General features: G+C 41.5%; 8 protein-coding genes, 2 tRNA genes and 3 rRNA genes. 8 read left to right on the forward strand and 5 right to left on the reverse strand.

Annotation, left to right across the window (positions count from 1 at the left end):
* The first annotated feature begins 7 nt into the window (after positions 1 to 7).
* From N4T20_RS18540 to N4T20_RS18570, 7 genes are all read left to right on the forward strand, one after another.
* Positions 8 to 931 (forward strand): type IX secretion system membrane protein PorP/SprF, encoded by a 924-nt coding sequence (locus N4T20_RS18540; protein WP_260670555.1) that lies wholly within the window; start codon positions 8 to 10, stop codon positions 929 to 931.
* 12 nt (positions 932 to 943) lie between these two features.
* The gene (locus tag N4T20_RS18545; RefSeq protein ID WP_260670556.1) at positions 944 to 2,872 is read left to right on the forward strand and encodes an OmpA family protein; all 1,929 of its coding nucleotides are present in this window, start codon (positions 944 to 946) and stop codon (positions 2,870 to 2,872) included.
* 339 nt (positions 2,873 to 3,211) lie between these two features.
* Positions 3,212 to 3,901, forward strand: a complete 690-nt coding sequence (locus tag N4T20_RS18550) for a VIT family protein (protein ID WP_260670557.1) — start codon at positions 3,212 to 3,214, stop codon at positions 3,899 to 3,901.
* 86 nt (positions 3,902 to 3,987) lie between these two features.
* Positions 3,988 to 4,422, forward strand: a complete 435-nt coding sequence (locus tag N4T20_RS18555) for a thioredoxin family protein (RefSeq protein ID WP_260670558.1) — start codon at positions 3,988 to 3,990, stop codon at positions 4,420 to 4,422.
* Between the two features lie 40 nt (positions 4,423 to 4,462).
* Positions 4,463 to 5,356, forward strand: coding sequence for an FAD:protein FMN transferase (locus tag N4T20_RS18560; RefSeq protein WP_260670559.1), 894 nt, complete (start codon positions 4,463 to 4,465; stop codon positions 5,354 to 5,356).
* On the forward strand, positions 5,353 to 5,586 hold the full coding sequence (locus tag N4T20_RS18565) for a DUF4266 domain-containing protein (RefSeq protein WP_260670560.1): 234 nt from the start codon (positions 5,353 to 5,355) through the stop codon (positions 5,584 to 5,586). The genes N4T20_RS18560 and N4T20_RS18565 overlap by 4 nt, the downstream gene beginning before the upstream one ends.
* A gap of 17 nt (positions 5,587 to 5,603) precedes the next feature.
* Positions 5,604 to 6,788, forward strand: a complete 1,185-nt coding sequence (locus N4T20_RS18570; protein ID WP_260670562.1) for a DUF3570 domain-containing protein — start codon at positions 5,604 to 5,606, stop codon at positions 6,786 to 6,788.
* A gap of 379 nt (positions 6,789 to 7,167) precedes the next feature.
* On the opposite strand, the gene rrf is transcribed toward N4T20_RS18570, so the two are convergent.
* The 5 genes from rrf to N4T20_RS18595 all read right to left on the reverse strand — a co-directional run bounded on the left by rrf (position 7,168) and on the right by N4T20_RS18595 (position 12,430).
* Positions 7,168 to 7,277: ribosomal RNA gene (gene rrf, locus N4T20_RS18575) — 5S ribosomal RNA — on the reverse strand.
* 181 nt (positions 7,278 to 7,458) lie between these two features.
* Positions 7,459 to 10,340 (reverse strand): 23S ribosomal RNA (locus N4T20_RS18580).
* A gap of 184 nt (positions 10,341 to 10,524) precedes the next feature.
* A tRNA-Ala gene (locus tag N4T20_RS18585) sits at positions 10,525 to 10,601 on the reverse strand.
* Between the two features lie 109 nt (positions 10,602 to 10,710).
* Positions 10,711 to 10,784 (reverse strand) — tRNA-Ile (locus tag N4T20_RS18590).
* A 132-nt stretch (positions 10,785 to 10,916) separates the two neighbouring features.
* Positions 10,917 to 12,430: ribosomal RNA gene (locus tag N4T20_RS18595) — 16S ribosomal RNA — on the reverse strand.
* The 16S, 23S and 5S rRNA genes sit together here with 2 tRNA genes alongside, the layout of an rRNA operon.
* 671 nt (positions 12,431 to 13,101) lie before the next feature.
* Between N4T20_RS18595 and N4T20_RS18600 the strand changes: the two genes are divergently transcribed.
* On the forward strand, positions 13,102 to 14,097 hold the full coding sequence (locus N4T20_RS18600) for an AraC family transcriptional regulator (protein WP_260670564.1): 996 nt from the start codon (positions 13,102 to 13,104) through the stop codon (positions 14,095 to 14,097).
* Positions 14,098 to 14,117: the final 20 nt, after the last annotated feature.

Genomic DNA, 14,117 nt, shown 5'->3' on the forward strand with positions numbered 1-14,117 from the left:
ATTGGCTATGATTAAAAATATAAAAAAGGTTTTCGCGATAATTACTCTATTCTCGATATGTGGAGCCTTTGCACAGCAGGACCCGCAATACACGCAATATATGTACAATACACTCACCGTAAACTCTGCCTACGCGGGTTCGTTAGGACATCTGGCCATAACAGGCATTTACAGAACGCAATGGGTTGGTATAGAAGGCGCTCCAGATACCCAAAGTTTTTCATTAGACACTCCTGTCGGAAAAAATGTAGGTCTTGGAATTTCCATTGTAAACGAAGAAATTGGACCAACAGACGAGCAATACTTAGATGCCAACTTCTCTTATACCATTAAATCTGGCGAAACGCACAAACTTTCCTTTGGTCTAAAAGGCGGCGGGCGTGTCATCAATATCGATTGGTCTAAAGGAAGCTATAAAGATCCCGATGTGCAATTTCGTGAAAACATTACCAACAAATTCCTGCCTGTTGTGGGCGCTGGGTTGTACTGGCATGGAGAAAGAGATTATATAGGAGTCTCTATTCCGAATTTCATGACCCGAGAACGCTACACTTATGACGATATCAGCGAAGATTTAGTCAATCAGAGAATACACGTTTATCTTATTGGAGGTATCGTCTTTGATCTTTCGGCACATACCAAATTTAAACCTGCCGTTTTTGTAAAATATGTTGCAGGAGCTCCTATGATTGCCGATTTTTCAGCCAATTTCATGTTCAATAATGTATTGACACTTGGAGCTTCTTATCGTACTTCAGATTCTGTAAGCGGTCTTGTCGGAATCCAGATTACACCAATGATTATGGCTGGCTACGCTTATGATTATACGACAACTGCTTTGCAGAATTACAACAGCGGCACACATGAAATTATGCTTCGTTTTGAACTGGTTTCACGCAAAAAAGGATTAAAATCACCAAGATTCTTTTAATACGGATAGTCTATGAAAAGAACAATTACTATACTCGCATTATTGGTTATACAGCTGATTCATTCACAAACCAAAAACAAAACTGCCGATGCTCTTTTTGATAAGATGTATTATGTGGAAGCCGCAAAATCGTACGAGCTTTCCATCAATAATGGAGACGCATCAAAAGAAACGCTTCAGCGGCTTGGAGATGCTTATTATTTTAATACAAAAATGTCAAGCGCATCAAAATGGTACGGCAAACTGATTGCGGAATATCCTAATGAAGTTTCGTCTGAGTATCTATTTCGTTATGCCCAGTCGCTGCAAGGGATTCAAAATTATGAACTTGCCAAGAAATGGATGAAGAGCTTCGCTGAAAAACAAAAATCGACAGACGCACGAGCCAAGAACTTTTCTCTTAAAAATGTGACATTAGAAGATATTGAAAATATAAAACCATCTTTTGTCCTTGAAAATTTGGACATTAATTCTGCCTATTCAGATTTTGGACCAATGTTTTACAGAGGAGATTTAGTCTACTCTACGACAATTGATTCTTCATATTTTAAAACTGAAAAATACGGTTGGAATGATCAGCCTTACCTTAATATGCAATTAGGAAAAATAAGCGAAACACAATCGAATGTCACTTTTAAAGAACGCTTTGGAAAGGATATTACCACCAAATATCACGAAGCCTGCATCGCTTTTTCTCCAGACGAAAAAACGATTTATTTTACCCGAAACAATTATAACGGAAAATTAAAACGCGACAGCAAAGGCATCAATAATCTAAAGATTTTTTCTGCTACAGCAGTTGAAAACGGCAATGGCACAGTTTCTTGGAAAGATATTCAGGAACTGCCTTTTAATAGTGACAGCTATTCTGTTGGGCATCCGTCGGTAAGCAAAGACGGCAAAAAGTTATATTTTGTATCGGATATGCCTGGAACAATTGGTTCTACAGATATTTTTGTAGTGGATATTTTAGGCAATAATCAATTCTCACAGCCAAAAAACTTAGGCGAAAAAATAAATACAACAGGACGCGAAATGTTCCCGTACATTACCGATCAGGCACTTTACTTTTCTTCTGATGGATTCTTGGGTCTAGGAGGTTTAGACGTATTTGAAAGCCGAATAAATGACGGCGTTTTTGATGCTCCAGCCAATCTCGGAGCGCCATTAAACAGCAACAGGGACGATTTTGGCTACATTGTAAACGAAGCTACCAATAGAGGCTTTGTTTGCTCTAATAGAAAAACAGGAAAAGGCGATGACGATATTTATTCTTTTGAAAGATCGTGCAATCAAGCGATAAGCGGTTATGTCTTTGATGCAATTTCAAATAACCGAATTGCCGGAGCTATGGTAACGCTTAAAAATGCAAACGGAATAAAAGTCGCTGAAACTGTTTCTCAACTCGACGGAAAATACGATTTTAATAGCAATGTAAATTGCAATACGCCGTATACAATCGAAGTCTCAAAAGAAAATTATAACAATAATGCTAAAGCCGTTACAACAGCAAACAGCTCAGGAAGAACTGAAGCTATAGTTGGTTTAGATCCAGCTTTGGTTGTTCGCGAAAATGGTCTTTTAAAAATAAAAATCGGAATTATTTACTTTGATTTAGATAAATCAGAAATCCGTTATGATGCCGCAATCGAACTAAACAAAGTGGTTCTTTTAATGCATCAGTACAATACTGTCGTCATCAAAATCGAATCGCATACCGACTCCCGCGCCAATGACCAATACAATCTGGAATTGTCTGACCGAAGAGCCAAAGCCACAAGAGATTATTTAATTTCTCAAGGCGTCGCTCCCGAAAGAATAGAAAGTGCCATTGGTTATGGAGAAACCCAACTGCTTAATAATTGTTCTAACGGAGTTCCCTGTACAGAAGCACAGCATCAAGTCAACCGCCGAAGCGAATTCATCATTACAAAAATGTAAAGCAAAGCGCCCCAAGTCAATTTTGGGGCATATCTCTAGTATTTTTAATTATTTCCTAATTAAATAAGAAGGATTTTCCTAACAGTAGCCTAATTACTTTTTTATAGACAATCAAAAAAACTTCTGGGATAAGAGTCTTACAGAAAAACTAACCTATCTGTCTTAAATGAATTATAGCAATATAGGGATTCTATTTTGAAAATTTCCTTTAGTATAAGTCCAAATGTACGCCAAATTCATATTTATGATTTTCAAAAATGGAAAAGTAAAATCTAATTTTGGAGAAGCGCAGAAAAATACCAGAATTCCCAACTCGATTAAATCATTATAATTTAAGCTATGCACACTGAAAACCATTATATCAACAGAAGTGGCTGGCTAAGAGCTGCAGTTCTTGGCGCAAATGACGGAATTCTTTCCACCACAAGTTTAGCCATCGGTGTTGCAGCAGCAAGCGTGACGAGAGAGCCTATTTTACTTGCTGCCTTAGCAGGATTGGTTGCGGGAGCTCTTTCTATGGCTGCTGGGGAGTATGTATCAGTAAGTTCACAGTCAGATGTGGAATCTGCTGATTTAAAAAGAGAAAAATATGCACTCCAAACCATGCCCGAGGAGGAACTGAAAGAATTAGCAGACATCTATATTAAGAGAGGCCTAAATAAAGAACTTGCCCATCAAGTTGCAGTAGAATTAACTGCACATAATGCACTCGAAACTCATGCCAGAGACGAACTTGGAATTACCGAAGTTACCCGAGCAAATCCTTTAATAGCTGCTCTCGCATCTGCAGTATCATTTATCGTCGGAGGATTGCTTCCTCTGCTGATTGCTATTTTTGCGCCTATTAAAGATATGGTATTTTATCAATATGGCTTTTCGATACTTTTTTTGGCCTTGTCAGGAGTTTTAGCAGCTAAGGCAGGAGGATCAAATATTTTGAAAGCTGTTCTGCGCATCTGTATCTGGGGTACTTTCGCAATGGCAGCATCAGCCTTGGTGGGATACATTTTTGGGGTTCAGACTGCTTAGAAAAATTAATTCAATCTTAAGCAAGATGGGAAAATAAGATTCAATGCAATTCGTTATTTCGTATATATCTAAAAACAGACTGCTAAATGAAACTAATTACATTATTCCTTTTACTGACAGTCCTGCCAATTAACTGGGAACCTGACTTTAATAATGCAAAAAAAACTGCAAAGGAAAAACACGAATTAATTCTATTGAACTTCTCCGGTTCAGACTGGTGCGGACCTTGCATCGTCTTGCGCAAAGACTATTTTGAAAGTGAAGTTTTCACTGCTATGGCAAATGAAAACCTGGTGCTGGTTAACGCTGATTTTCCCCGAAAAAAGAAAAATATTGGAACAGACCAGCAGGTAAAGCGCAACGAAGATTTAGCCGAAATATATAATAAAGAAGGAAATTTCCCCTTGACACTTCTTCTTGATTCTGAAGGTAAAGTAATTAAAACCTGGTATGGAAAACCTGAATCTTCACCAGAACAATGGACAGCCGAAATAAAAGCAATCTGTGAAAGCCGAAAATAGTATAGGCCAAAGCCATAAATACTCTCAGTCCCTAAAACTAATGGGAAACAACTTTACCATTACAGTTGTTGCCAACAATGAAAAAACAGGAAATGAGAATATCAATCTCGCCGTTGAAGAAATCAGACGTATTGAAAAACTTCTGACGACTTACAAAGAAGACAGCCAGACGAATCTAATCAACCAGAATGCAGGAATCAGGCCTGTCAAAGTAGATTTGGAAGTTTTTAATCTTATCGAAAGATCTATCGGAATCTCCCGCATAACCCAAGGAGCATTTGATATTTCTTATGGAAGCATCGACAAAAGTCTTTGGAATTTTGACAAAACCATGACCAAACTCCCAGACGTTGCAACTGCCCTAAAAATGGTACATCTTATTGATTATCGAAATATTATACTTGACAGGGAAAATACAACTGTCTTTCTGAAGGAAAAAGGAATGAGGATTGGTTTTGGCGGCATTGGAAAGGGATATGCTGCTGAAATGGCCAAGCAAGTCCTGCTTAAACACAATGTCCAAAGCGGCATCATTAATGCCAGCGGCGATCTCTCTGCTTGGGGACTGCAGCCAGACGGCAGAAAATGGACCATTGGAGTGGCAGATCCAAACTCTCCAAACGCTGCTTTCTCCTACATGGAGATATCAAACAAAGCAGTGGCAACTTCAGGAAATTACGAAAAATTTATAACCATTGACGGTAAAAAATATTCGCACACAATTGACCCAAAAACAGGCCTTCCCATAACCGGAATCAAAAGCGTGACCATTATCGCTTCAAATGCAGAATTTGCAGATGCAATGGCTACTCCAATAGCCGTTATGGGAATTAGAGCGGGCTTATTTTTAATAGATCAGATACCTGATCTATACTGCATTATAATTGACGATAGCAACAAAATTTACACATCCAAAAACATACGTCTGAAATGAAAAAGCCAACGCAAAAAAAATTTGCATTATTATGCAGTACTGCTCTTGCCGGCCTGCTGTTTGCCTCCTGTACTAGTGTAAAGGAATATCAGAAAGGAAAACTCAACGATTCTGAAATGGTCCTTTCCAACAGGAAAATTGAAAAAACGGAACTTAGCTCCCAATCCTACCGCGAAGGGGCTTCCGGGGCAAATTCAGGAAAAAGCGGCGGAGGCTGCGGCTGCAACTAATTTTCATATTAAAAAAAATGAAAAGAATAATCCTTACAGGAGCTGCTCTTCTGGCATTGTTCCAATCAAGAGCACAGAATGTCCCGACAGACTCTACGGGCTATAAAAGCAAAAAATTAAAACTCGAAGAAGTCAATCTAGTGTCAAGCTACTATAAGCAAGATGGAAACAATTCTGCCGTTACAGGAGGAATTGGTACTGAGCATCTTACTGATATTGCCAATACAATAGATGTTCGATTGATTAAATATGGAGAAACTGGAATCAAACATACTTTTGATATTGAAGCAGGAATTGACCATTATACCTCTGCGTCGTCAGATATGATTGATTTAAGTGCCAATTCATCAGCTTCTTCTTCAGACAATCGTTTTTATCCCTCGCTGACTTATTTAAGAGAGAATGAAGAAAAAGGAAGAGCTTATGCTATAGGGATTTCATCCTCGACCGAATTTGATTATCAGTCGTTTGGAGGGAATATTTCCTTCTCTCAGAAAACAAGAAACAAAAATGGAGAGTTTACCGCCAAATTCCAGACATTTATCGATCAGTTAAAACTGATTGAACCTATTGAGCTTCGTCCTTCAGGAAATGAAGGATATGGCAGTGCCAGCCGAAATACTTTTGCAGGAACTTTAAGCTATTCTCAGGTTATAAATAAAAACCTCCAGATAATGCTAATTGGAGATGTAATTAGCCAAAACGGCTATTTAAGTCTTCCATTTCACAGAGTTTACTTTTTAGATGGCTCCGTGCATCAAGAGAAAATGCCCGACACCAGACTTAAAATTCCTCTAGCCATCAGAGCAAGCTATTTTCTGGGTGATAATATGATCATTAGAGCATATTATCGATATTATACTGATGACTGGAATTTGAAAGCGCACACAGCGGATTTGGAAATTCCTGTAAAGCTTACCCAAGCTTTTTCAATAAGTCCTTTTTACAGATATTACACCCAAACTGGAACCAAGTATTTCAAACCTTATGGAGAACATACTGCAGCTGACGAATTCTACACCAGCAATTATGATTTGTCAAAGTTTGACAGTAGTTTCTTTGGAATGGGAATGAAATTTACTCCGCCAAATGGTATTTTTGGCCTTAAACACTGGAACACTTTAGAGATACGTTACGGTCATTATACCAGAACCACTAATATGACTTCGGATATTATTAGCATTAATATAAAGTACAGATAAAATTAGAAAGATTTATCGATAAAGATATAATTAAAGAGAGGTTTATACAGTGGACCTCTCTTTTAGGTTTTATTTTGAAAAAATCTAAAAAATATAAGATTACTTTCTAAAATTGACTGGCAAATAAATTCAAGTAGCATCAAGCTTCAAATGCTGATAGCGTTTCCCTTCGGGCCGGGCTGTCCGCTGTATCTTTTGCGGTCGGGGTCTGCGGGGAAAAGAAGTCCTGCATATCCCGCAAAAGGATGCCGCTCCCATCCCTAACGCAGCCCTGCGGCAGGGGGATTTCGGGCCTGCGGCGCTGCAAGAGCATTTTTTGCGGAGAGCCAAAATTCCGCATACAAAAAAACCCCATCCGTAACGGATGGGGTTTTCAAAAGAAAGGCGACGACATACTCTCCCACAATACTGCAGTACCATCTGCGCAGGCGGGCTTAACTTCTCTGTTCGGGATGGGAAGAGGTGAGCCCCGCCGCAATAACCACCTTAAGGTTTTTAGTCCAAAGTCACAAGTCTTAAAGTTTTAAAGCCTTTCGGCTTTTGGCTTTAATCTTTCGGCTTAAAGACTGCCCGCGACGGGCAAATATTTTAACATACTGGGATAAAGAAACAAATAAGCTTTATTTTTTAGAAAGTTCCTTCCTCCCGATTGCCCGGGAGGAAAAAGTCTGTGCATAAGCTTACGGATTATTAGTACTACTCGACTGTGACATTACTGCCTTTACATCTGTAGCCTATCAACGTGGTCATCTTCCACGATCCTTAAAAGAAATCTCATCTTGTGGTGGGTTTCGCGCTTATATGCTTTCAGCGCTTATCCCTTCCAAACGTAGCTACTCTGCGGTGCCCCTGGCGGGACAACAGATACACTAGAGGTTTGTCCAATTCGGTCCTCTCGTACTAGAATCAGATCCACTCAAATTTCTAACGCCCGCAGTAGATAGAGACCGAACTGTCTCACGACGTTCTGAACCCAGCTCGCGTGCCACTTTAATGGGCGAACAGCCCAACCCTTGGGACCTTCTCCAGCCCCAGGATGTGACGAGCCGACATCGAGGTGCCAAACCCCCCCGTCGATATGAGCTCTTGGGGGAGATCAGCCTGTTATCCCCGGCGTACCTTTTATCCTTTGAGCGATGGCCCTTCCATGCGGAACCACCGGATCACTATGCTCTACTTTCGTACCTGATCGACCTGTATGTCTCTCAGTCAAGCTCCCTTATGCCATTGCACTCTACGCACGGTTACCAAGCGTACTGAGGGAACCTTTAGAAGCCTCCGTTACTCTTTTGGAGGCGACCACCCCAGTCAAACTACCCACCAAGCACTGTCCCCCACATCGCGGGGTTAGGCCTCAGATAAACAAAGGGTTGTATTTCAACAATGACTCCACAACGCCTGGCGACGCCGCTTCATAGTCTCCAACCTATCCTACACATCATTTATCCAAGGTCAATACTAAGCTATAGTAAAGGTGCACAGGGTCTTTTCGTCCCACTGCGGGTAAACGGCATCTTCACCGTTACTACAATTTCACCGAGCTCATGGCTGAGACAGTGTCCAGATCGTTACACCATTCGTGCAGGTCGGAACTTACCCGACAAGGAATTTCGCTACCTTAGGACCGTTATAGTTACGGCCGCCGTTTACTGGGGCTTCAATTCAATGCTTCTCCGAAGATAACATCTCCTCTTAACCTTCCAGCACCGGGCAGGTGTCAGGCCCTATACTTCATCTTGCGATTTTGCAGAGCCCTGTGTTTTTGATAAACAGTCGCCTGGACCTCTTCACTGCGGCCCCGATTGCTCGGGGCGACCTTTCTCCCGAAGTTACAGGTCTATTTTGCCTAATTCCTTAGCCATGAATCTCTCGAGCACCTTAGGATTCTCTCCTCAACTACCTGTGTCGGTTTACGGTACTGGTTCTTACTGCCTGAAGTTTAGAGGTTTTTCTTGGAAGCCCTTAGGCGCACTATCTCTTTGTCCGAAGACTCCGAGTACTATCGCATTTCGCCATCTTCTACGGATTTGCCTATAAAAGATATAGCTAGGTGCTTTAACGAACTATTCCGTCAGTTCGCGGCGCTTTCATCACTCCGTCACCCCATCACAGCAATAAGAAGTACGGGAATATTAACCCGTTGGCCATCGACTGTCCCTTTCGGGTTCGCCTTAGGTCCAGACTAACCCACAGCTGATTAGCATAGCTGTGGAAACCTTAGTTTTTCGGTGTGCGGGTTTCTCGCCCGCATTATCGTTACTTATGCCTACATTTTCTTTTCTGACCGGTCCAGCACCCCTTACGGAATACCTTCTGCCCTGTCAGAATGCTCCCCTACCACTTGCAAATACATGCAAATCCATAGCTTCGGTAATATGCTTATGCCCGATTATTATCCATGCTCGTCCGCTCGACTAGTGAGCTGTTACGCACTCTTTAAATGAATGGCTGCTTCCAAGCCAACATCCTAGCTGTCTGGGCAGACAAACCTCGTTCTTTCAACTTAGCATATATTTGGGGACCTTAGCTGATGGTCTGGGTTCTTTCCCTCTCGGACTTGGACCTTAGCACCCAAGCCCTCACTGCATAGAAACATTATATAGCATTCGGAGTTTGTCAGGAATTGGTAGGCGGTGAAGCCCCCGCATCCAATCAGTAGCTCTACCTCTATATAACTTATTTATGCGCTGCACCTAAATGCATTTCGGGGAGTACGAGCTATTTCCGAGTTTGATTGGCCTTTCACCCCTACCCACAGGTCATCCGAAGACTTTTCAACGTCAACCGGTTCGGTCCTCCACTGTGTGTTACCACAGCTTCAACCTGCCCATGGGTAGATCACACGGTTTCGCGTCTAACACTACTGACTAAAGCGCCCTATTCAGACTCGCTTTCGCTGCGGATCCATGGCTTAACCACTTATCCTTGCCAGCAGCGTTAACTCGTAGGCTCATTATGCAAAAGGCACGCCGTCACCCCACTAAAGGGCTCCGACCGCTTGTAGGCGCATGGTTTCAGGATCTATTTCACTCCGTTATTCACGGTTCTTTTCACCTTTCCCTCACGGTACTGGTTCACTATCGGTCTCTCAGGAGTATTTAGCCTTAGCGGATGGTCCCGCCGAATTCAGACAGGGTTTCACGTGCCCCGCCCTACTCAGGATACCGCTATCCATTACATTTGTTGCCCGTACGGGGCTGTCACCCTCTATGGCGCTCCTTTCCAGAAGCTTCCGGTTCCTTATGCATGAAATATCGCGGTCCTACAACCCCACAACTGCCGTAACAGCTCTGGTTTGGGCTAATCCGCGTTCGCTCGCCACTACTTACGGAATCACTTTTGTTTTCTTCTCCTCCGCCTACTTAGATGTTTCAGTTCAGCGGGTTTGCCCACCTATCGGTGTGCTATATCTTCAATATAGCGGGTTGCCCCATTCGGGTATCTGCGGATCAGTCGGTGTGTGCCCGTCCCCGCAGCTTTTCGCAGCTTATCACGCCCTTCATCGCCTCTGAGAGCCTAGGCATTCCCCATGCGCCCTTATTTTGCTTATTGCACCAATCATAAAATCATTTATGACCGTTTTTCTTTGTTTTTATTATCGCTAATAAAAACGCTTTCTACTTTCTTATTATTTTCTTATCCCAATATGTCAATGAACTTTCTTATGCTTTAGGCTTAAAGCAGTATGCTTTAGGCTTTCTCAGCTTACGGCCTACAGCTTATAGCTTATAGCCCTTGGTGGAGAATAACGGAGTCGAACCGTTGACCTCCTGCGTGCAAGGCAGGCGCTCTAGCCAGCTGAGCTAATCCCCCATTTTCAATTTTAGATTTTTGAATTCAGATTTTAGATTTCTTATTCTTCTCTAATTTCTTTTGGCGAATCCCAGCATCCAGAATTTCCTTCTCTTTAAGCTTTAAAAAGTAGTCCCGGGCAGACTCGAACTGCCGACCCCTACATTATCAGTGTAGTACTCTAACCAGCTGAGCTACGAGACTCTGTTTTTTTTTTACTTAAAAGTTTATTTCTTTAAATTAACAGCAAGAGTAATGCAATTTCAAGATCCAAAACCTGCAGTCTTGGCATCCCATTTCCCAAACGTGCCTTCCGGCTAACATTTCAGGCTCTAGAAAGGAGGTGTTCCAGCCGCACCTTCCGGTACGGCTACCTTGTTACGACTTAGCCCTAGTTACCAGTTTTACCCTAGGCAGCTCCTTGCGGTCACCGACTTCAGGCACCCCCAGCTTCCATGGCTTGACGGGCGGTGTGTACAAGGCCCGGGAACGTATTCACCGGATCATGGCTGATATCCGATTACTAGCGATTCCAGCTTCACGGAGTCGAGTTGCAGACTCCGATCCGAACTGTGACCGGCTTTATAGATTCGCTCCCCCTCGCGAGGTGGCTGCTCTCTGTACCGGCCATTGTAGCACGTGTGTAGCCCAAGGCGTAAGGGCCGTGATGATTTGACGTCATCCCCACCTTCCTCACAGTTTGCACTGGCAGTCTTGTTAGAGTTCCCGACATCACTCGCTGGCAACTAACAACAGGGGTTGCGCTCGTTATAGGACTTAACCTGACACCTCACGGCACGAGCTGACGACAACCATGCAGCACCTTGTAAACTGTCTTGCGAAAGATCTGTTTCCAAATCGGTCAGTCTGCATTTAAGCCTTGGTAAGGTTCCTCGCGTATCATCGAATTAAACCACATGCTCCACCGCTTGTGCGGGCCCCCGTCAATTCCTTTGAGTTTCAAACTTGCGTTCGTACTCCCCAGGTGGGATACTTATCACTTTCGCTTAGCCACTGATGTTGCCACCAACAGCTAGTATCCATCGTTTACGGCGTGGACTACCAGGGTATCTAATCCTGTTCGCTACCCACGCTTTCGTCCATCAGCGTCAATCCACCGGTAGTAACCTGCCTTCGCAATTGGTATTCCATGTAATCTCTAAGCATTTCACCGCTACACTACATATTCTAGTTACTTCCCAGTAATTCAAGTCCAGCAGTATCAATGGCCGTTCCACCGTTGAGCGATGGGCTTTCACCACTGACTTACAAGACCGCCTACAGACCCTTTAAACCCAATGATTCCGGATAACGCTTGGATCCTCCGTATTACCGCGGCTGCTGGCACGGAGTTAGCCGATCCTTATTCTTACGGTACCGTCAAGCTCCTACACGTAGGAGTGTTTCTTCCCGTACAAAAGCAGTTTACAATCCATAGGACCGTCATCCTGCACGCGGCATGGCTGGTTCAGACTTGCGTCCATTGACCAATATTCCTCACTGCTGCCTCCCGTAGGAGTCTGGTCCGTGTCTCAGTACCAGTGTGGGGGATCTCCCTCTCAGGACCCCTACCCATCGTAGCCTTGGTAAGCCGTTACCTTACCAACTAGCTAATGGGACGCATGCTCATCTTCCACCGTTGTGACTTTAATCATATCCCGATGCCGGAACATGATGCTATGAGGTATTAATCCAAATTTCTCTGGGCTATCCCTCTGTGGAAGGCAGATTGCATACGCGTTACGCACCCGTGCGCCGGTCTCTGCCGATAAATCGGCATACCCCTCGACTTGCATGTGTTAAGCCTGCCGCTAGCGTTCATCCTGAGCCAGGATCAAACTCTTCATCGTATATTTTAATATTATATTATCGATGCCTTTCCTATCGGTTCTTTTCGAATCTCTCGATTCCATTACTCTTATTCTTTTGTTGCCTTATCTTTCAGATAAGACGGCTGTCAATTCAATATGTCTACGAACGTTGTTTCTTCTGTCTTCGCTTGTGTTTCAAAGCGGGTGCAAAGGTAGTCAGTTTATTTGCTTGCACAAGACTTTTGATGATTATTTTTTGACTTTTTTTCAAAATTTTATTTAACTTTCTGATAACATAGCATTTACATTTTAAAGTTTTTAAGCAAAAATAAAGTTTTTACTTACAAAAGTAAATTTCAAACAAAAAGCAGCATTACAATCCTTCGAAATTTTACTAAATCAGAATCATATTAATGTATTAAATGATTATAGAATCATTAGGAAACCGAAGGATAACCTATTTTACCCACAACTCTCCTTGAAATATGACATTCCCTTCCTATTGAATACTGTTTAATTTTTAGAACAGCGTCTATATGGCTCAGTTTAACTTAAAGCGTGTAGCATTTGCGCTTCATTAGTTTTCTAAATGTTACTACAAATATTACTATTATTTCATTTTACTTTTAATATACAGTGAAAATAAATAAAGAGTCCGAAAAATTAACAAAAGGCTACAATACTTTTTTTTTAATCAATCAACAATAATTATGAAAACAATATCATACAATTTCACTTTAACTCCTCAATGGCTGGACAAGCTGGCTGAGCAAATAGACGCCAAGGTTTTAAAAAATACCATAATTGCGTTTCCGAAAGATACAGCCGATGGGTACTTGTATTTTACACAGGCTATCTCTGGAATTTCTGTTTCTTTGCTAAATTTAAACGCTAAAACGCCTCTTACTATTAGCAGAGAAATATCGGATGGAAACTTTTTTATTGTTTCTTACGATTTAAGCGATACAGATACTAACATCAATGATAAAGATGAAGATGTTCAGATGAGTTTTTATGAAAAACCTAACTATAATATAACAGACAATAATATTCCTCATTGCTATGAGCCGCAGTTGAGCAAAAAAACATTTGTTCTTCAGCTTTTAATTGACAAAAGATTATTTCCAGATTTTGAAAACCATTGCGCAAAAATCAAGTCTTTGAACGATTCTTTTGCTGTACACAACATTTTTAATTTCTATGGAAAAACAGACATTGATAGCACTATTTTGCTGCATCAGCTGAAGAATAAAAACATTCATGACATATCTTTTGATTCTTTTCTGAAGGGAATTACACTGAAGCTAACGGCTAATTTATTAAAAAGAGGCACTTCGCCTTATGCTGCTAAAATTATGTCTAAGAATAAGGAAGCGGTCGACAAAACCAAGTTTTACCTGCTTTCCAATTTACATGATTCTTTTCCTTCTATTAAAGTATTGGCTAATATGGCTGGAATGTCTACATCAAAATACAAAATAGCTTTTAAACAGCAAAACTTTACTTCACCAGCTAAATTTTTCATAGCTGAAAAAATGAAACTTGCCAAAAAGCTTCTTACCAGCGGGAATTTTGCAACACTTAATACGATAAGCAACGATCTTAATTATTGCAATTCTAGCACATTAAACAGAAGGTATTTTCAACAATTTAATAAGAGGCCAATGGATGATTTTATTAGGAATGCTAATTTATTTCTCCAATAATTAGCATTTGTTTTGATATT

The organism is Flavobacterium sp. TR2 (genome assembly GCF_025252405.1).
Lineage (GTDB): Bacteria > Bacteroidota > Bacteroidia > Flavobacteriales > Flavobacteriaceae > Flavobacterium.